Annotated in this window: 14 protein-coding genes; 7 read left to right on the plus strand and 7 right to left on the minus strand. The window is 51.0% G+C overall.

Annotated features, from left to right (window positions below; all coding sequences use genetic code 11):
• Positions 1-307: 307 nt before the first annotated feature.
• The 5 genes from ACYVBJ_RS01880 to ACYVBJ_RS01900 all read right to left on the minus strand — a co-directional run bounded on the left by ACYVBJ_RS01880 (position 308) and on the right by ACYVBJ_RS01900 (position 6,230).
• Positions 308-1,207, minus strand: coding sequence for a DUF4249 domain-containing protein (locus ACYVBJ_RS01880; protein ID WP_460980602.1), 900 nt, complete (start codon positions 1,205-1,207; stop codon positions 308-310).
• A 23-nt stretch (positions 1,208-1,230) separates the two neighbouring features.
• Positions 1,231-3,663 carry a TonB-dependent receptor gene (locus ACYVBJ_RS01885; RefSeq protein WP_460980603.1) on the minus strand — a complete coding sequence of 811 codons (2,433 nt, stop codon included), beginning with the start codon at positions 3,661-3,663 and terminating at the stop codon, positions 1,231-1,233.
• A gap of 190 nt (positions 3,664-3,853) precedes the next feature.
• On the minus strand, positions 3,854-4,366 hold the full coding sequence (locus tag ACYVBJ_RS01890) for an energy transducer TonB (protein ID WP_460980604.1): 513 nt from the start codon (positions 4,364-4,366) through the stop codon (positions 3,854-3,856).
• A gap of 51 nt (positions 4,367-4,417) precedes the next feature.
• Complete coding sequence (locus ACYVBJ_RS01895; protein WP_460980605.1) at positions 4,418-5,299, minus strand: PPK2 family polyphosphate kinase; 882 nt, start codon at positions 5,297-5,299, stop codon at positions 4,418-4,420.
• A gap of 49 nt (positions 5,300-5,348) precedes the next feature.
• Positions 5,349-6,230 (minus strand): PPK2 family polyphosphate kinase, encoded by an 882-nt coding sequence (locus ACYVBJ_RS01900; protein WP_460980632.1) that lies wholly within the window; start codon positions 6,228-6,230, stop codon positions 5,349-5,351.
• A 181-nt stretch (positions 6,231-6,411) separates the two neighbouring features.
• Between ACYVBJ_RS01900 and msrA the strand changes: the two genes are divergently transcribed.
• Positions 6,412-6,990: a peptide-methionine (S)-S-oxide reductase MsrA gene (gene msrA, locus ACYVBJ_RS01905; protein ID WP_460980606.1), complete on the plus strand. Its 579-nt coding sequence runs from the start codon at positions 6,412-6,414 to the stop codon at positions 6,988-6,990.
• A 150-nt stretch (positions 6,991-7,140) separates the two neighbouring features.
• On the opposite strand, the gene hisF is transcribed toward msrA, so the two are convergent.
• Together hisF and ACYVBJ_RS01915 are read right to left on the minus strand one after the other, a co-directional pair.
• Positions 7,141-7,902, minus strand: coding sequence for an imidazole glycerol phosphate synthase subunit HisF (gene hisF / locus ACYVBJ_RS01910; protein WP_460980607.1), 762 nt, complete (start codon positions 7,900-7,902; stop codon positions 7,141-7,143).
• Positions 7,902-8,321, minus strand: a complete 420-nt coding sequence (locus ACYVBJ_RS01915; RefSeq protein WP_460980608.1) for a GNAT family N-acetyltransferase — start codon at positions 8,319-8,321, stop codon at positions 7,902-7,904. The genes hisF and ACYVBJ_RS01915 overlap by 1 nt, the downstream gene beginning before the upstream one ends.
• A gap of 609 nt (positions 8,322-8,930) precedes the next feature.
• Here ACYVBJ_RS01915 and ACYVBJ_RS01920 point away from each other — a divergent pair.
• The 6 genes from ACYVBJ_RS01920 to ACYVBJ_RS01945 all read left to right on the plus strand — a co-directional run bounded on the left by ACYVBJ_RS01920 (position 8,931) and on the right by ACYVBJ_RS01945 (position 19,371).
• Positions 8,931-9,578: a response regulator gene (locus ACYVBJ_RS01920; protein ID WP_460980609.1), complete on the plus strand. Its 648-nt coding sequence runs from the start codon at positions 8,931-8,933 to the stop codon at positions 9,576-9,578.
• 101 nt (positions 9,579-9,679) lie between these two features.
• Positions 9,680-11,425 (plus strand): tetratricopeptide repeat-containing sensor histidine kinase, encoded by a 1,746-nt coding sequence (locus ACYVBJ_RS01925; protein WP_460980610.1) that lies wholly within the window; start codon positions 9,680-9,682, stop codon positions 11,423-11,425.
• Positions 11,426-11,517: 92 nt separating this feature from the next.
• Positions 11,518-14,748, plus strand: a complete 3,231-nt coding sequence (locus ACYVBJ_RS01930; RefSeq protein ID WP_460980611.1) for a SusC/RagA family TonB-linked outer membrane protein — start codon at positions 11,518-11,520, stop codon at positions 14,746-14,748.
• 116 nt (positions 14,749-14,864) lie between these two features.
• The gene (locus ACYVBJ_RS01935; RefSeq protein WP_460980612.1) at positions 14,865-16,436 is read left to right on the plus strand and encodes a RagB/SusD family nutrient uptake outer membrane protein; all 1,572 of its coding nucleotides are present in this window, start codon (positions 14,865-14,867) and stop codon (positions 16,434-16,436) included.
• A gap of 78 nt (positions 16,437-16,514) precedes the next feature.
• Positions 16,515-17,600 (plus strand): IPT/TIG domain-containing protein, encoded by a 1,086-nt coding sequence (locus tag ACYVBJ_RS01940; RefSeq protein ID WP_460980613.1) that lies wholly within the window; start codon positions 16,515-16,517, stop codon positions 17,598-17,600.
• A gap of 226 nt (positions 17,601-17,826) precedes the next feature.
• Positions 17,827-19,371, plus strand: a complete 1,545-nt coding sequence (locus tag ACYVBJ_RS01945; RefSeq protein ID WP_460980614.1) for a TolB family protein — start codon at positions 17,827-17,829, stop codon at positions 19,369-19,371.
• The last annotated feature ends 2 nt before the right edge of the window (positions 19,372-19,373 follow it).

Genomic DNA, 19,373 nt, shown 5'->3' on the forward strand with positions numbered 1-19,373 from the left:
TAGTCCTGCGACGGGGTTCTGTTTTAAAGAGCACTGCGTATATGGCTCTGCACGCTAACAACTTAAAGCAGAATTGGCCTAATTGTTGTTTTAGTTTTTACATTCCGTTATGTGACACTGATTATGAAACTACTTCGACTGGCACTGGGCTTATTAGCAGCCGTCTTAAAAATTACGTTCACTGTCCTGCTCGCTACCGGCTTCGTACTACTCGTAGTACCGGGTATCCTGGTCAATCAGTTGATAGGAGGCCTTTTCTCAAAGCCAACACAGTCTGTTTACCCCTAGAGGTAGCTGGCGGATCGATTTACTGTCGAATGTTTTCGTTCTGAACGATTGCCGTACGCCGACGAACAGCTGAGGCCACAAAAAATCCGGCGGCTTTACGTCCGTTGGGATTCGCGTTGACAATGTTCGTTGGCACATTAGCGGGTGGGGTAGCAAACAAGCCGCCATTGGTGATCTGCTGCCTGAACTGCTGCCAGAACTCAAACGCTTCGGCCGTTAACGACTCAATTTCAATATTCACGACGTCATTCAGCCTGAATAAACTATCCGGATTCGCCGACTGACGGATGGGTCGGATAAAGATCAGGCCGTCGGTATCAGCACTACCCGGAAACGAAGCATCTTCAACCGTCGTAATATCACGGGGCTTGTTCTGAAGTTCACCATTCCGAAAATAACGGATGCGGTAATAGTCTCGTGCGCCCGCGAAGTCCCGCGCAAAAAATTCAGCCCGGTAGCCTTCTGTTGACGAAAACGGATTCAGTTTTTCTTTCCGGAACACAATCGAATCGACGGTGGGCACCCGGTTCATCCGGGACGATGCCCGGTAGGTTTCACCCTGAAACGTAATGCTCAGGTTATACGTCCGCCCGATACGTCCCAACGTGTCTTTACCGATTGGCTGCCAGACGTAATACCCGTCGTTATCGGGATCAGTAAAATCAAACACCTTGCCCAGATTATCGGTAACCGTCACGGTTGCACCAGTGGCAACCGGCGGAGTTCCGTTGTTGAAATACGCAGCCGTTTGCGTTAACCGAATCGTTTGCGGGCCGGGCTGGTCGGTCAGCGTACCATCTACCGACAACTGCGCGGGTCCTTCGTCAAGTTTTGCATCGATAACCGTTTCGCAGCTCGTAAGTGTAAATAAAGCAACGGCGGTTAGTAGCCATAAAAGTCGAGAAGTTAATCTATACATAAGTGACATGATGCCAGAACGTCTTAGAATTTGAAATTGTAGGTTATCGACGGAATTACCGTCGCGAAAATCGAGTACCGGATGGCTTCCGTGACGCGTGGGCTGTCTGTGTTGGGTTGGAAAAACACCGAGAACGGGTTCTTGCGAGCGTACACGTTATAGACCGAAAATACCCAGTTATCGTCTTTTCGCTTGCCGGGCCGACGCCGTCCCTGTAGCGTAGCCGCCAGGTCAAGCCGGTGATAGGCCGGAATTCGGTAGTTGTTACGTCCATTGATCACCTGGCCCACAAACCCGCCGTATTCAAATCGATTCGTCGGGAACGTAGCGGGCGTGCCGCTGGCCAGCGTGAACGTAGCTGAGAAATTCCAGCGCTTGGCCTGCGGTGGATCGAACAGCAGGACCGACGTTAACGTATGGCGTTTGTCGAAGCGGGTTGGAAACCAGTCTCCGTTGTTGATAGCCGTTACCTGCCGTTCCGTTTTGGCCAGCGTGTAACTGATCCAGCCGTTCACAACGCCCGTGTTACGTTTTACGTAAAATTCAGCGCCGTAGGCACGTCCTTTTCCACTTAGCAGATCGCCTTCCAGAAACTGGTTCAGGATCAGCCGGGCTCCGTCGATGTAGTCGATCTGATTTTGCAGCCATTTATAATAGACCTCTACGGAAGCCTCAAACTCGCTGCCGGACCCGTTAACCGAGCCGCCAAAATTTTTAAAGAAGCCTGCCGCCACCTGGTCGCCGATCTGTGGTTTAATGTTGTTCGTCGACGGTGTCCAGATGTCGAGGGGCGTAGATGCGCTTGTGTTTGAAACCAAATGAATGTACTGCGCCAGCCGGTTGTAGCTCAGTTTTAACGAGCTGTTGCCACTCAGTTCATATTTAGCTGAAAAGCGGGGTTCCCAATTGCCGTAGGTCTCAATAACGTCGCCTTGCTCATAGGACCGGATAGAGGTGAGCGGACGTCTCAGTCCGGCGGGGCTAGCCGTTGAAAACGTATAGGCCTGGCCGGGACCGATGTAGCTGAAAAGCGAATACCGCAATCCGTACTGAAGTTGCAGTTTCGGCGATACCTGCTGTTCATTGCCAATGTACAGGGCGTTTTCTAAGCCGTATTTATTCGATAAACCAAACGTTCGCACATCGCCGGAACTGGCGGCCGTGGCTGTACCCGGCTGAAAATCGTGCAGAATACTTTGTCCTCCGAACGTAATGGTGCTTTTACCCAGAAACAGCGAAAAGTCAGGTTTGATGCTGTAGTCGACTATGCGGGAATTCGTCCGGAAATAATCGTTGGCGTTCTCGGGTTTCCGCTTCAAATCGCTGTCAAGCGAATAGTCGTAGTTGCTGTAATACGCGGTTGTATTCAAAAAGAGCTTATCGCTGAATACGTGATTCCAACGAGCCGAGAGTGTGGTGTTGCCCCAGTTAAACCCAAAATCAGCCCCAAACACATCGCGACCGAGATAACCCGACAGAAACACCGTGTTTTTATCGTTGATGCGGTAATTACCCTTGGCCGTGAGGTCGTAAAAATAGAACTTGGAACCTCTCAGATCTTTGTTCAGAAAGGGCTGAGCCAGAACATCGGCATACGACCGACGGGCGGCCACGATAAACGAGCCCCTTCCTTTGAATAACGGCCGTTCGTAGGACAAGCGACTAAAAATCAAGCCAATCCCCCCGTTGAGTTCCGGTTTCTTGGCATTACCTTCCTTCAGTCTCACATCTAAAATCGACGCAATCCGGCCGCCGTAATTGGCGGGGATACCACCTTTGATGAGCTTGACATCCTTTACGGCATCCGGATTAAACACCGAAAAGAAACCGAACAGGTGAGACGAGTTATAAACCGGCGCTTCATCGAGCAGCACCAGATTCTGGTCGATGCTACCGCCCCGAACGTTGAAGCCGGTCGCTCCCTCCCCTACTGTCGATACGCCGGGCAGCAGCTGAATACTACGTACCACGTCCACTTCGCCTAGTAGAGCCGGAATGCGCTGCAAGGTTTTTACATCGATTTTGTTAACGCTCATCTCGATGTTTTTGACGTTGTCGTCTTCGCGCTTGGTCGATACGACAACCTCCTGAAGCTGCTTGCCTTCTTCCTTTAATTCCAGATCGAGCCGAAGGTTACGGTCGGTCAGAGTTACGGTTTTTGTTTGCTTTTCGTAGCCGACATACGTAATAACCAGGTTATAAGCGCCCGGCGGGACCGTAACGGCATAAAACCCATAGCTATTGGTGACAGCTCCCGTTGCCGTTTCTTTCACGTACACTGATACGCCGATCAGCCCCTCGCCATTCGCGGCATCTTTGATGTAGCCGCTGACGGTAAGTTTCTCCTGCGCCGTGGCGCGATTAGCTAGATTCTGATCGTTTTGCGCCCGCACGACGGATATGGAGGACAGCGTATAAAATAGAGTGATCGCCCAAAGTAGTATGTTGTGTTTCATGAAGTTAATGGATGCGCTACTAACTTATTAGTGAGTAGTTTGCCTGTTCCTGTAGTAACAACGCAAAGTTACAGGCAAAAGATGGCGACTTGTCCAAAATTTAGATGAAACCGCCAAAGCAAAGGCTGAACGGTCCTGCACGTTGTACAGAATCAATAAATGGCCATTTGTCCGGATCAATTGGAAGCGATTAATAGTAACGGCGTTCCGGCGTATGCAAAGGAGAAGGCATTAAGGTGCCGTTATGTCGGTAGGTCCGGCTGTTACCCATAATCCGCACAGGCTTCAGCAACATACGCCCCTGCTGATAAAGGGCGGGTAGACTCTGCGCAGAAGCCAGCAACGGCTCCGCACTTTCGTTATAATTGATGTAGGCGAAATCAATTGGCAACACGTACTGTCGGGCGTACCGGGGCTGAAGCGGAGGCAGGGCCGTAAGTCCTTTCCGTACTGTTTCGGTAAAGCCATACTTCGAATCGCCACTACCCAGCACCTGCACCTGTTCTACATGCCCCCGCTCATTGATGGTAAAGCAGGCGTAAACGCGCCCATATACGCCTGTCTGCTCCGCCAAAACCGGATACCGCATCTGGCGCCCTAAAACAGCCTTGAATACAGAATCTTCGGTTAACGAAACCGATTGAGCAACGACACTACGTATCCCAATGAATATAACCAGAAGTGTCAGCTTTAAAGTATCCATTGTCAGCGCTGTTCAGGCTAAAGTTTGCTGCTCTAAAGTAAGCAAAAGCAATTACTTATCATCCTGTTTTTCAATCTGTTTAATCAGGGAATCAACTTTCGCTTTCTCGGTCTTCGGAAACCCGGTTGGCAAAGCTTCCAGAATATCTGTAAGGATGTGGGCGATGATCAGTTGTTGGTTCGGCCGGTCGTCGCTGGGGATTACGTACCAGGGGTTTTGTCTTGTTGCGGTAGCATTTAGGGTGTCTTCATACGCCTGCATGTACTCAGGCCAGAATTGCCGCTCCTCCAGATCGTTCTCGCTGAACTTCCACTGCTTTTCGGGATCTTTCAGACGCGCAATGAGCCGCTTACCCTGCTCTTCTCTGGACACGTGCAGATAAAACTTGACAATGGGAAAGCCATTGCGGAACAGATAGTCTTCGAAATGCACAATGTCGCCGAAGCGTTGCTGCCAGAGCGTTTTGTCGTTGGCAGGCAGCAGGTTTTCCGGAATCGACTGGTCACGCAGCCGATCAGGATGAACACGTAACGCGAGTACCTCTTCGTAATACGAGCGGTTGAATACGCCGATATTACCCCGCTCGGGCAACTCCTGCCAGAACCGCCACAAAAAGTCATGCTTCAAGTCTTCGTCACCGGGTTTTTTGAACGGCACCATCTTAAACCGCGACGGGTTGACGCCCCGAAATACGTGCCGGATGCTGCTGTCTTTGCCCGCGGCATCCATCGCCTGAAAAACCACCAGCAACCCATATTTTTCGTGAGCGTGCATTCGGTTCTGGGCCTGATCCATGCGGGCGGCCAGGCTGTCGAGCTGTCGACGGTGGTCGGCTTCGTCGGCGTACAGCGGCTCGATCAGGGTTGGCGTTTCAGCAGTCAGAAATTTTCGTTTTCCTACGTAACGAAATGACGAGATTGGCGGCTTTTTCATAATGAGTTGGTGTTTCTCGTCAGTTTTCGGGGTTTTGTTAGCTTACTTGCTATTGAGCCTGAATGACAGGAATGAGTTTTTGTAGTTCGTTAAAGCGCTCCTGATCGGGTTCTGGTTCCTTGATGGGCAGCTTTTCCAGCTCCTCGATCAGGATTCGGCCAACCAGCAGGCGCATATTCTTTTTATCGTCGGCAGGAATCACGTACCAGGGCGCTTTACCGGTGGCGGTTTCATTGATAGCGTCCTCATAGGCTTTCTGATAATCGTCCCAGAACGCCCGTTCTTTCACGTCGCCTTCGTCAAATTTCCAGTTTTTACCTGGGTCCTGGATACGAGCGATAAGCCGATCGGCCTGTTCTTCTTTGGATACGTGCAGGAAAAATTTAATAGTCGGAAAACCGTTCTGGTGCAGAAACTTTTCCATGTGCCGAATCGCCTTATACCGACGCTTAAAGAGCTTATCCAGGTCTTCCGTCGCTTTGTCGGGCAACCGCTGGCTCTCGGTTAAAATCTCCGGATGGACTTTCGTTACCAGGACTTCCTCGTAATACGAGCGGTTAAAAATTCCAATCGTGCCGCGTTCGGGCAGTTCCCGCCAGCTTCGCCATAGAAAGTCGTGGTCAAGCTCCTGTTCGGTCGGCCGCTTAAACGAATAGACGCGCACCCCCGTCGGGTTCGTGCCGGTAAATACATTCTGAATGGTTCCGTCTTTACCGGCGGCATCCAACGCCTGAAAAATGGCTAGTACGCCGAACCGGTTGTGGGCATACAGGCGGTTCTGCCACTTGTCGATCTGGGCCGCCTGCTGACGTAACAGCTCTTCGTAATGATCGTCGTCCTTGTAGAGGTCATCTACTTTAGTGGGCGCTTTTTTAATTTTAATGGGTTCGGAGCCGTCGTAGCGGAAGCGGTTGGTGTCGAAGTCTTTCACGGAGGCAGGGCGCAAACTTTACGCTGAAGAGTTACGTTGTTTATGTATTGTACAACTACAAACCAACTTAATGGTTGCAACTGTGCTTCGTAAACAAGTAACGGTGTTGGCCACCGCTTTTTTGTCGGCCCTGGGGCTGGCGGTTCAGGCGCAACCGGTCAATTAACAGAAATCAACAACTATGACAACGAATCAACCGGCTACACTGGAGAAAGCTACCTTCGGAACAGGCTGTTTCTGGTGTACAGAAGCTTTGTATGAATCGCTGGATGGCGTACTGGATGCGGTGTCTGGCTACGAGGGCGGTCAGAAGCTTAATCCGACCTATAAAGAAGTGTGCACGGGCACAACCGGCCATGCCGAATGCGTTGAAGTGACGTATGACCCCAGCAAGATAACGTATCAGGAACTGCTGGAAGCGTTCTTCCGCAGCCATGACCCAACGACCCTAAACCGCCAGGGAGCCGATGTCGGTACACAGTATCGTTCGGTGATTTTCTACCACACCGATGAGCAGAAGCAACTGGCCGAAACGGCGAAAGCAGAACTGAACAAAGCTGGTGCCTACGCGAATCCGATTGTCACGGAAATCAGCCCGGCCACTACCTTTTACGAAGCGGAAGCGTATCATCAGAGTTACTTTGCCAACAACCCCGAGCAGGGCTATTGCGCCTTCGTGATTGCGCCCAAGCTCGATAAGTTTAAAAAGGTATTCAAGGAGAAATTGAAACCCGCAGAACAGGCAACCGCCAAATTTTAGAGACACTTACTAAGCCCCAATTTCGGGGCTTTTTTATTGTTCGATGAATCTGTAAAAATTATGGCCAGTACTAACGTTAACACACAACAAAGGCTGTTCCTTACTGAGGTTAGTTACCTGAATCCGATCCACTATTCAGCCTCGGTTTCATTAGTTTGTTATGCGCATTTCAATACCTCGTTCGCGGAGATAGCCTTTTAGGGCAGGAATTTCGATTTCTTTGAAGTGAAAAATGCTGGCAGCTAATCCCGCATCGGCTTTACCTGTTGTAAACACATCGACAAAGTGGTCCATGGTACCAGCCCCGCCCGACGCAATGACCGGGATGTTGGCGCTCCCCGAAATCTCAGCTGTCAGGTCGATTGCGAAACCGGCTTTCGTGCCATCGGTGTCCATCGACGTCAGCAGAATTTCCCCCGCTCCCCGATTTTCAACTTCCTTCGCCCAGGCAATCGTGCGTAACTCCGTCGGTTTTCGTCCGCCGTGGGTGTGAACAATGTGTTCGTTGTCTACGTACCGCGTGTCAATGGCCACGACTACACACTGACTGCCAAATTCAAGCGCCAGCTCGTTGACCAGATCAGGGTTACGTACGGCCGATGAGTTGATCGAAATTTTATCAGCCCCGGCATTCAGCAGCGCTGATACATCAGCCACGGACGAGATGCCGCCCCCGACGGTGAACGGGATATTAATGGTATGTGCTACGTTGCGCACCAAGTCAATCAGTGTTTTTCGCTCATCGACAGTGGCCGTGATGTCGAGAAAAACCAATTCGTCGGCCCCCTGTTCGGCATAGGCAGCAGCCAGGGCAACCGGATCACCGGCATCGCGCAGGTTAACAAAATTCGTTCCTTTTACCGTACGGCCGTCTTTAATGTCGAGGCAGGGAATAATACGTTTCGTGAGCATCAGTACGCTGTAAATGCTTTAATGAACATTGTGTTTTCTGGACTATCGATGGCTTCAAAACCAAACTGCCGGTACAGTCCGTGTGCATCGCGGGTAACCAGCATCATCCGGCGCAACCCCTGTAAAGCAGGATAAGCCATGATAAATACCATAAGTTGCTTCGATAAGCCTTTACCGCGATGCTCGGGCAAAATAAACACATCGGCCAGGTAGCCAAAGGTGGCTAGGTCGGTCACCACGCGCGCAAACCCTACCTGCTGCTCCCCGTCATATACCCCAAAACAAACCGAGTTGTCGATCGAGCGCTGAACGATATCTAGTGGAATATTTAAGCACCAGTAGGCTTCCTGACTCAGGAACCGATGAATGAGCGGTATGTCCAGTTTAGCTTTATCGGCGCTGATTACGTACGCAGACATGAATGAGTGGTGGTTTTGTCCAGTCCGCAAATATCGCACTTTAGCCTTTACCTTCTGACGATCAGATTACTGTACTAATCCCATATAATTTGTAGAAAAATTACCCAATTCATCCGAAATCTGGAAACGTATTACCGGTAAAAATGCGTTACCAACATAACTCCATCCTACTCTTCCTTGATTATCTGCTACCAACTGGATCGACTGTCGGGCTTGTCTTTTGTCTTGAGTTCTCGGCAATGTCATGTCTTTCCACGATATACAGTCAATTGTATACCTACATGCGAAAGCTTAAATTGATAATTGTTGATTTTGGGCTGATCAATAAATACAGTCTTGACACATGGGAAATACAGGATACCTAGGGTTAACCCTAAATTTTATAAAATGGGGTTTTCACTATTCCTGAACGTAATGTTTAGTCCTAATTTTGCTGAGTAAAGTTCAATAATAGGCACTATTTCTTCCCTAAATTTGATAAATACGGTTTAAAATTCTTAGTAACTGGCTGAACAGGCGGTCGTTTGAATACGGATAATTTCATCAAAAATTCAACTGCGATAATTCTAGGATAATCTGCCTGCTGTTGACAAGAACTATTTTAACTAAATGATACGAGTACTGATTGCGGATGACCATAACGTATTTGTAGAAGGTATAGAGTCACTGGTATCGGGCTCATCCGAAATTGAAGTGGTGCAACGGTGTTACAACGTCTCTTCGGTGATTGAGTCGTTAAAACAAATACCGATTGATGTCGTATTGCTGGATGTTTCCTTTCCGCAGATTGACGATGGACTCGGTCTTTGCGAACTGATTACCCGGTCGCATCCAACGATTAAAGTGATTGCACTAACCATGCACGACGACGCCAGTTTGATTAAACGAGTCGTCAAAAAAGGAGCGAAAGGATACCTGTTGAAGAATACAACCAAGATCGAATTGCTTCAGGCCATACGTACCGTGCATCAGGAGAAGCAGTACTTCAACGAGACGATCATGCACATTCTCCTCCACGACGAGGGAAAAACCAGAAAGTCGCTGGTGGGCAGCAGTTCAAGACCGAACCTTACCCCGCGCGAATCGGAGGTGTTGAATCTGATTGCGCAGGGATTGACGACTCAGCAGATGGCGACGCAATTGTTTGTCAGCACCAAAGCCGTTGAGTTTCACCGCAGCAGTTTGCTCATGAAGTTTGGCGTTCCGAACACGGCCCTGCTGATTAAAACCGCCATGCAGATGCAGTGCATCGAATAACAGGCGCCTGATTCAGCTAAATCTAACTCGTTCACAATATTCAGTAAAGCAGCTACATGCTCTGGAGAGCACTTGAAACCCGCTCACTAGTGCCTGATTTAATGAAAACGTTCCTGGGAGCCTTCCTGCTTATCGTATTCAGCCTATTCGCGCAGAGTAAGGCAGCAGGTGATGCATTGCCCATGGAGCAAGTAAAAAAGCAGATAAAACAGTTGCTCGCTGACCGAAATTATAAGCAGGCGGCTACGGCGTACGACCGCTTAGGCGGACTGTACCATCAGCAATACGGCTATAATAAGTACACGGTGGACGCTTATTTCAATGCGCTTAAATACTACAGCTTAGTGGGTGACTCGCTGGGCTACTACACCGAGCACATTGCCATCGGCGATTATTACTCGCATGACGACTTCATGCAGTCGTCGGCGGAAAAGTATTTTAAAAAGGCGCTTCAATATTTTGAGCGCACGCATCGGGTGCCCAAAATCATTGAATGTCGGCTGGGGCTGGCAAACATCGATCAGAAGAAAGAACCCATGGACGCGAATCTGCTTACGCGACTGCGTGAAACTGAACAAATGAGCGCTCGCCACAAGCAGCGCTATTTCCAGGCGTTTGCGCAAAATCTGCTGGCAAATACGTATTCACGGACCAAGCAGCCCGACTCGGCTCAGTACTTCGCCAACCAGAGTTTGGTACTGGCGAAACAGCTGAATGTAAACTGGCTGATTGCCTTAAATCACTTTTACCTGGGTATTGTCGAGCAGTTCCGGAACCACCCCAAAGCTGCGCTGGAGGCTTATCAGAAAAGCTACAGTCTGGCTAAAGCTGAGAACAACGTAGCGATGCTGCGGGAACTGGCTAAACATTCGGCCTACAGTTACGCCAGCATGGGCGATTACAAAAAGGCCTACACCATTTCGTTGCAGGCGATGGCTTTTGCCGATAAGTTTTATACGTCCGAACAGACTAAAAGCATTCGCCTGCAGGAATTAGACAGTCAGATCAAAACCCTGGCCGTTGAGAAACAACTCATTGAACAACAAAGCAATCACCAACGTATGTTGAATTCGGCCCTGATCGCTGTCCTGATTATAAGTGTGCTGGGTGTGGCTGCCCTGGTGTTTTTGCGTCGCCAGCAGAAACTAATCACGCACCAGCAGTCTGTGATTGCGCAGCAGCAAATCCGGCAGCTGGAGCTGAAATCGCTGCAGGCAATGATCGAAGGTCAGGAAAGCGAACGTAGCCGGATTGCCCGCGATCTGCACGATGGGCTGGGCATTCAACTGTCCCGGATCAAGCTGTTCGTCGAAGCGCATCAGGAGCAGCTTCCGGTGTCGGTAAAAGATCCCCTGAACCAGTTTCTGGACGAAGCCTGCACCGAAACGCGGTTGATCTCGAACGATCTGCGCCCTTATGCCCTATCAACGTTTGGGCTTGTACCCGCCCTCGAAGATCTGGTTCAGAAACTGAATCTGGTAAACGAGACGAAGCTGTTTCTGGAGCATTACGGAGAGACCCTGGCGCTGGGCGACGAAGCGTCGGTCATGATTTACCGGGTTGTGCAGGAGTTGCTGAACAACGCTCTGAAGCATGCCCACGCAACGACAATTACCGTACAAATCATGGCTAATGATGAAACCCTGCTCGTCAGTGTCGATGACGATGGACAGGGAGGTGACTTTTCGGAAGAGTCCTCGAAAGGCAACGGTATCGCCAACATCAAATCCCGGATCGACTACCTGGGCGGCCAGGTCATGTGGCAGAGTGAAGCCCGGCGGGGCACCTCGGTCATGATCTCATTACCTATGCAAAAACTAATTAAACCGACTCCTATACTGGCATAACACATTCAGGCGATTTGATGGCTCGTCTGGCGGAACGTATCCGATTTTGTCTACCATCCCTAGTAACATACTTATATTAATTTGTACCTCATATGATTAAACATGTGCTTTCAGGCGTCGTCCTGCTGAGCAGCTGGCTAACGGTCAGCGCCCAGGAACGAACGATGATAAGACCAGCCTCCGATCGAAACGGGGCTGCATTAGCGACCACAAAGGGCGCTAAGACGAGTATCATCACCGCCCCGTCGGACACTAAAGCCCTCATCAAAGGGACCGTATCCGACGAGAAAGGCAACACGCTTCCCGGCGCTACAGTCTCCGTAAAAGGCACCCAGATCGGTACCACAACGGACATCAACGGCGCATTTTCGCTGAACATGCCCGCGGGTGCCAAGACCATCGTTATTTCCTTCATCGGGATGAAAACCCAGGAGGTTGAGGTTGGCACGCGCACCACGCTGAACATTACGTTGCTAACCGCCGACCAGTCGCTCGACGAAGTAGTCGTAATCGGGTACGGTACGGCGAAGCGGGCCGACGTTACGTCGTCGATCACGACCATCAAGGCCACCGAGTTAAAAGATATTCCGGCCGCCGGTGTTGACCAGCTTTTGCAAGGGAAAGCCGCGGGTGTGACCGTCACCAGCAACGGTGGTCAGCCGGGTGGTGGAGTATCCGTGAAAGTACGCGGTGTGACATCCATCAATAGCAACGATCCACTTTTCGTAATCGATGGTGTTCCGTTTGTTGGCGGTAATACGTCGTCCAGCTCGGGTTATGCTGGCTTGGGTGGTGGCGATGGGCAAACCGGAAACAGCGTCATGGCCATGCTCAACCCGAACGACATCGAGTCGATCGACGTATTGAAAGATGCATCGGCCCAGGCGATCTACGGTTCGCAGGCGGCCAACGGCGTTATCCTGGTTACGACCAAGAAAGGCAAATCGGGCGAAGGCAAGATCAATTACGAAATGTATACAGGCGTTTCGGAAGTGGCTCGTCGGCTGGACCTGATGAACCTGCGCGATTTCGCTCGTTATCAGAACGAAGTGTTGCCAATCATCGGCAACCCCGTTGCCGACGAGTTCAAGAATCCGGATCTGCTCGGTACCGGTACCGACTGGCAGGAAGCGATGTTCCAGCGCGGCACCATCAACAACCAGCAACTGAGCTTTTCGGGCGGTAAAGACAAAACAACCTATTACCTGTCGCTGAACTACTTCCAGAACAAGGGTATCCTGCTGGGTTCGGATTTCAAACGGTATTCGTCACGGTTCAGCCTCGACAATCAATTGAAAAGCTGGGCGAAAGTAGGGCTGAGCGCTAACGTATCGCGCAGCATCCAGAACGTATCGCTGGCGGATGCCGCCGAAGGTACCATCTGGTATGGTGCGTCAACAAGTCCGCTTATTCCGGTAAAAAACCTGGATGGTTCGTGGGGCGGTGGCCAAACGGTTGGAGGTGTACAATACAACAACTCGAACCTGGTTGGAAACAGCCAGTACCGCGGCAACACCAAAACGACGAACAACATCTTTGGTAGCTTATACGCCGAACTTCAGTTCACGAAAGACCTGTCGTTACGGAACGAATTATCGTACTCGCTGGGTCAGGACAACAACGTAGCGTTCCAGAAGGCCGGCAACGTGGGTGGTACGTCGTTCCGGAGCAAGCTGATCGACTCCCGTTCGGACAGCTACTACTGGTCGTTGACCAACTACCTGACGTACAACAAGTACGTTAAAAAGCATGGTATTCAGGCAACCGTTGGCCACCAGGCGCAGAACTCGTATTACCAGGCGATTTCGGGGACTAAGGTTGATTTGCAGGCAAACATCTTTGACCTCAACACGGGTAGCGCGGATCAAACGACCTGGGGACTCGGTGGTGGTAAAGGACAGTGGGCGATGGAATCGTGGTTTGCCCGCGCCAATTACACCTACGACGATCGGTTCTCGCTGTCGGCCAGCTTCCGGGCGGATGGTTCGTCGAACTTCGGACCGAACAACCGGTGGGGTTACTTCCCCGGCGTATCGGCAGGCTGGACGATCTCGAACGAAAAGTTCATGAAAGGTGCCATCGCCAACACGTTGAGCTATGCTAAACTGCGCCTGGGATACGGGGTTGTGGGTAACCAGAATTTCCCCGGTGGCGCACCGAACCCAGCATACGTCGGTGCCGTGCAGTTCTTCTCGGGTCCGGTCGGTTTCGGTTCGTCGAATATGATTAACGGGATTCCAAACCCGAACCTGAAATGGGAATCGGTGAAAACGGCCAACGCGGGTGTTGACCTGGGCTTTTTCAACGGCCGCATCGACGCAACGATCGATGTGTATAAGAAAGTAACGTCGGACATGATCATCTTCCTGACCGGTCCGAACCTGATTGGAGTTGGCGATCAGTGGGACGACCTGAAAGCACCGCTGGGCAACGCGGGTCAGATGACCAATACCGGGGTTGACATCGGTCTGACAACGACGAACATCAAACGGGGTGATTTCAGCTGGAAGACGAACGTTGTCTTCACGCAGTTCACGAACAAGTACGACAAGGCCGCCAGTGCCGCGTCGGCTCTTGATGGTAAGGTATATTACAACAACTACCTGGTTACGCACACTACACCTGGTCGTCCGGTTGGTTCGTTCTGGGGTCTGGTTACCGATGGTCTGTTCCGTACGCAGGCTGATCTGGACAATAGTCTTCCCCAGTTTGGCTACAAAGTCAACCAGACGGAAACCTGGCTGGGTGACGTTCGCTTCAAGGACATCAACGGTGATGGCAAGATCGACGCTCAGGATTACACCTACATCGGCAGTCCGCTACCGAAGTTTACCTGGGGCCTGACCAACTCGCTGAACTACAAAGACTTCGACTTCTCGTTGTTCTTACAGGGAAGCCAGGGCGCTCAGGCGTTCAACTTCCTGCGCTGGCAGTTGGAAGGCCTGAACAACGCCTATACCAACCAGATGAATACCGTAACGGATCGTTACACGGCCGACAATACGGATGGTGCCTTGCCCCGGTTCACGAACACGAACAAGAACAACACGGCAATGTCGGACCGCTACGTAGAAGATGCTTCGTACGCTCGGATTCAGAACATCACGCTGGGTTACCGCCTGCCGAAGAATCTGCTGGGCAAAGCGAAAATAGCTAACCTGCGGGTTTACGGGTCGATTCAGAACCTGAAGACGTTCACGAAGTACTCAGGCTACGATCCTGAAATTGGTGCCTTCAACAACAGCATCAAGCTGATGAACGTCGACACAGGTCACTATCCGAACCCGCGTACATTCACCGTAGGCGCGAATCTGCAATTCTAGAATTCAACGAGCGAACGAGTGAACGAGCGGATTGCCACTACAAGTCGCTTTTCACCCTACTTCCGAGGAAACCCACTCTTTCATTCTTTCGCTCTTTCACTCTTTAGTCAATCGACATGAAACGTAATTTCATATATGCAGCGCTGCTGGCTCCGGTTTTCCTGCTAAGTGCCTGCAAAGAAAATTTCATCGAGCGCCCTTCGTTGTCGGGTACGACAACCGGTAACTATTACAACAATGCCGACGAGGTACGGGCGGCTACCAGCACCCTGTACAGCGGTCTGCCCTGGCGGAACTACGAAAGCCGGGCACAGGATGCTATCGGCGACGTAATGGCGGGTAACATGTTTACCTATACTGACGTCGAATACCTGAACTTCACCGTTTCGTCGGCTTCCGAGCGGATCGGGGCGGCCTGGGGTGCGTTCTACAAGATCATCGGGTACTCGAACGTAATGATCAAGACCTTCGAAGAGAAGAAAGCAGCCGGTGGTGGCGCAGCTTATCTGGACCCAGCTATTGCCGAAGCACACTTCATCCGGGGGCTGATGTATTTCTACATCGCTCGTACGTGGGGAGCAGCACCGATCATCACCGATCCAGGTGAAACAGCGCTGTCGGGTAACTTCAACATTCCCCGTTACCAGCAAAAAGACGTACTGCGCTTTGCGTTAGAAGAACTGCAGCAGGCGGAAGCCGGTCTGCCCGAGTCAGACGTTCCTGGCCGGGTAACGAAATATGCCGCTAAAGCGCTGATGGCAAAGCTGTATCTGTATAACAAAGACTACGCAAACGCTAAGACGAAAGCGCAGGAAGTTATTCAGTCGGGCAAGTACTCGCTGGTGAACGATTACAGCGGCATGTTCACGAAGATGAGCATGAACAACAACAACGAAGCGATCTTCTCCATTCAGCACCAGCTGGCTCAGGACCCCTGGGGTACGGGTAACATCAAAAACCCAGACCGGGGTGCGGGCGCGTTACGTACCGCTGAAGCGGATGCCTGGGAAATGTACGTTCCGTCGCTGGACATGCTAAAAGAATACGAATTTGGTGATCTGCGCCGGAAATGGTCGGTGATGGAACACGGCTGGACCAACCCGAACTGGAAACCACAACGTGCGAATGCGCCTAAGTACAACGCATTCATGGCGGGCGGATTCAAATATGACACCCTTCAGCCAACGGAAGACGGGGGAAGCTTAAGCCCAACGCGTGCGAACCTCGTCAAGTACTTTGCCGGACCCGGTAAGGGTTTTGGGGGTGAAACGGTGCTGGGTCAAAATTCAGGTAACAACGTTGTGCTGCTTCGCTACGCCGATATTCTGCTGATTTATGCTGAAGCGGTGCTGGCGGGTGGAGCCTCCACAAGTGATGCCAGTGCACTCGATGCCTTCAACAAAGTACGAACTCGGGCTGGTTTGGTGGCGAAGACATCGATTACCAACGATGATATTCTGCACGAACGCCGGGTTGAGTTTGCTTTCGAAGGTGACTATTGGTACGACATTCAGCGCCAGGGCTATGCTAAAGCGAAAGCCATCATTGAGAAGCAGAATCGTGGAACGGTAACGGCACCGACCTACATCACCAATTTCACCGAGGACAAAATGTTTCTGCCGATTCCGGCTGGTGAAATTGTTCAGGATCCCGAGCTGGGTAAAGAGCCTGTTCCGTATTACAAGTAAGCAGTTGTCATTGGTGATTACTCATCTGTTCTTACTGAGTAATCACCAATGCTAAATGACCTTAAATCTAAGAGATCCATGAATTTCCAGAAATATATACCACTAGCCGGGCTGACTTTGCTGACCGGTCTGGCTCTCAGCTCCTGCGAGAAAGATACCGACGGGCGTCCTCAGGTTGCCCCCGGCAACCCAGTTGCCACGAAGATCATGCCTGATTCCGCTGCCAGCGGCTCGGTAGTGACCCTGACCGGTACTGGTCTTGGCGATATACGTACCATTGTTTTCGAGAAGCAGAACGTACCGGCGGGTTTCCAGCCTACGCTGAACACCGAAAGTGCCTTGATTTTCCGTGTACCCAGCGAAGCCTCGGGCGGTATGCAGAACGTTACGTTCACGAACAGCGAAGGCAAATCAGTGTCTGTACAATTCAAAGTACTGGCTTACCCGACGGTCAACGACGTAACGAACTATAACTTCACCAATGGTACCGAGATTACAATCACGGGTAACAACCTGGATGATGTGAAGTCTGTAGCCATAGCCGACTCGGTGAAGGGCATCTCGGATGAAGCTACAATCATCTCGAAAGAGAAAAAGAAGTTGGTCGTTAAAATGCCAGCTACTACGTTAAACCGGGGTACGTTGGCTATTACGAACGGTACTGGCCGCATTCGGACGAAGCAGGAGTTTATTAACACGGATAAAGCGTACGCAATCTTCACGGACGCCTACGGAGCTGGCTTCCAGGATAATTCGTGGGGAGACGCGGGCGCTGTATCGACTAAAGAGTTCAAAACCGGCACCGCTTCGGTAGGCAAGACGTATCAGAAAGGCAACTGGCACTTAATTGGCCTGGCTAACTGGTCAGCGACCGCTCTTGAGTATTCGGCAGATTACACTTACGTAACGGGCTGGATCAAAGGGGGCTCGGCCGATTACTCGCTTTACCTGACAACCGATGCGGGCAAAGCAGGTTTCGGCGACTTCGTTGACAAAAACAAAATCGACGTAAAAGCAGGTGTCTGGAATTACTTTAAACTCAAATTGTCTGACATCGATTTCTGGGTACCTGGCAAAACGTTGAAGCAGGTAGGCTTCCGGATCCAGGGGCCTGACAAGCAGGATGAAACGTTCTATTTCGACGACATCATGCTGGTTAAATAAGCACAGTTTCACTACGACAAGAGGCAAGTTAACTTGCCTCTTGTCGTATCAGGCCATTCTGAGTGAGGTACGCTTTCTTTTCTCCCCAACCTTTCAGAAGGACGTCAATAAACTCGATCAGCGAATATAGTTTCCTGCCTGGAGCTTGAATGAGGAGAAAGTAAAAGCATTCGTCGGTTCACTTTAACTACCAGGTAATTATAAAGTACCGAACCCAATCAAAATCATGAGCATAAGTTTAAAATTTACGGCACTAGCGGGATTAGCCAGCCTATCGCTACTTCTCAGTAATCCTGCATTGGCACAAAACCAATCCGTTGGCATTTTCGATGGTCACGGTGATGTTGGGTCTGTTTTGAAACCGGGTTCCGCTTCCTATAACCCCAAAACTCGTCAGTATGAGCTGTCAGGTGCGGGCTATAATGTCTGGTTCGATCACGATGAGTTTCACTTCCTGTGGAAGCGCATGAAGGGCGATTTTATCCTTTACACCCGAGCCAGTTTTATTGGCCAGGGCGTCGATCCGCACCGTAAAGTGGGCTGGATGGTACGTAGCAGCCTGGACGGTAAATCGCCACACATCAACGCGGTTGAGCACGGCGACGGCCTGACGTCCCTGCAATTCCGACGAACAGCGGGCGCTAATACGGAAGAGATCCGTTCCAAGCTGACAGGTGCCGACATAATCCAGCTCGAACGCAAAGGCAACACGTATACGATGCGGGTGGCCAAGTTTGGGCAACCGTTCGTAACCGAGCAGGTAACGGATCTACCACTGGGCGATGAGGTATACGTTGGCTTATTTGTCGGCTCACACAACAAGGACGTAGTAGAGCGGGGTATCTTCAAAGACGTCCGCATCAGCGTTCCGGCTCCTGAAACCTTAGTGCCGTATCGGGAGTATCTGGCCAGCAGCTTAGAGATACTGGATGTACCAACGGGCGACCGGCAGATTATCCATACATCACCGAAATCAATTCAGGCTCCCAACTGGACACCTAACGGCAAAACACTGCTTTACAATGGTGATGGGCTGATGTACACCTTCGACCTGAAGAGCCGTCAGGCCAAAGTGCTGAACACCGGCGAGGTGAAGAACAATAACAACGACCACGTCCTGTCTTTCGACGGAAAAATGTTGGGGCTAAGTAGTGGCGTAAAAGACCTGGGTGGCTCTATTATTTACACCGTTCCGATCGGTGGCGGCAATCCGCAACAAATCACCCCGAAAGGTCCATCGTACCTGCACGGCTGGTCGCCCGATCGAAAAACGTTGGTGTTTACCGGAGCACGTAACAACGAATACGATATTTACACGGTTCCCTCGGCGGGTGGGCCGGAGGTTCGCCTAACCGAGGCCAAGGGCCTGGATGATGGCCCGGAGTACACCCCGGATGGCAAGTACATTTATTTTAATTCGGCCCGTACCGGCACCATGCAACTCTGGCGGATGAAAGCCGATGGCAGTGAGCAGGAAGCAGTGACTAACGGTGAGTTTCACGACTGGTTCCCCCACATCTCGCCCGATGGCAAATGGATTGTGTTTCTGTCTTTTTTGAAAGAGGAAGTGAAGGCCGATGAGCATCCATTCTATAAGCATGTGTACTTACGGTTAATGCCCGTATCGGGTGATCAGCCTCCTAAAGTAATTGCTTATATCTACGGTGGTCAGGGTACGATTAACACTCCGTCCTGGTCGCCTGATAGCAAGCGGCTTGCGTTTATCAGTAACTCGGTCGTATTGACCGAAACCCCAGCTGTGGGCAAATAGTA

The sequence above is a fragment of the Spirosoma fluminis genome (genome assembly GCF_054778895.1).

Bases quoted from the DNA above. Each gene is read 5' to 3' on its own strand.
- ACYVBJ_RS01940 (WP_460980613.1), top strand. From the start codon at position 16,515: ATGAATTTCCAGAAATATATACCACTAGCCGGGCTGACTTTGCTGACC.
- ACYVBJ_RS01890 (WP_460980604.1), bottom strand. From the start codon at position 4,366: ATGGATACTTTAAAGCTGACACTTCTGGTTATATTCATTGGGATACGT.
- ACYVBJ_RS01935 (WP_460980612.1), top strand. From the start codon at position 14,865: ATGAAACGTAATTTCATATATGCAGCGCTGCTGGCTCCGGTTTTCCTG.
- hisF (WP_460980607.1), bottom strand. From the start codon at position 7,902: ATGCTCACGAAACGTATTATTCCCTGCCTCGACATTAAAGACGGCCGT.
- ACYVBJ_RS01915 (WP_460980608.1), bottom strand. From the start codon at position 8,321: ATGTCTGCGTACGTAATCAGCGCCGATAAAGCTAAACTGGACATACCG.
- ACYVBJ_RS01925 (WP_460980610.1), top strand. From the start codon at position 9,680: ATGAAAACGTTCCTGGGAGCCTTCCTGCTTATCGTATTCAGCCTATTC.
- ACYVBJ_RS01895 (WP_460980605.1), bottom strand. From the start codon at position 5,299: ATGAAAAAGCCGCCAATCTCGTCATTTCGTTACGTAGGAAAACGAAAA.
- ACYVBJ_RS01920 (WP_460980609.1), top strand. From the start codon at position 8,931: ATGATACGAGTACTGATTGCGGATGACCATAACGTATTTGTAGAAGGT.
- ACYVBJ_RS01885 (WP_460980603.1), bottom strand. From the start codon at position 3,663: ATGAAACACAACATACTACTTTGGGCGATCACTCTATTTTATACGCTG.
- msrA (WP_460980606.1), top strand. From the start codon at position 6,412: ATGACAACGAATCAACCGGCTACACTGGAGAAAGCTACCTTCGGAACA.
- ACYVBJ_RS01880 (WP_460980602.1), bottom strand. From the start codon at position 1,207: ATGTATAGATTAACTTCTCGACTTTTATGGCTACTAACCGCCGTTGCT.
- ACYVBJ_RS01945 (WP_460980614.1), top strand. From the start codon at position 17,827: ATGAGCATAAGTTTAAAATTTACGGCACTAGCGGGATTAGCCAGCCTA.
- ACYVBJ_RS01930 (WP_460980611.1), top strand. From the start codon at position 11,518: ATGATTAAACATGTGCTTTCAGGCGTCGTCCTGCTGAGCAGCTGGCTA.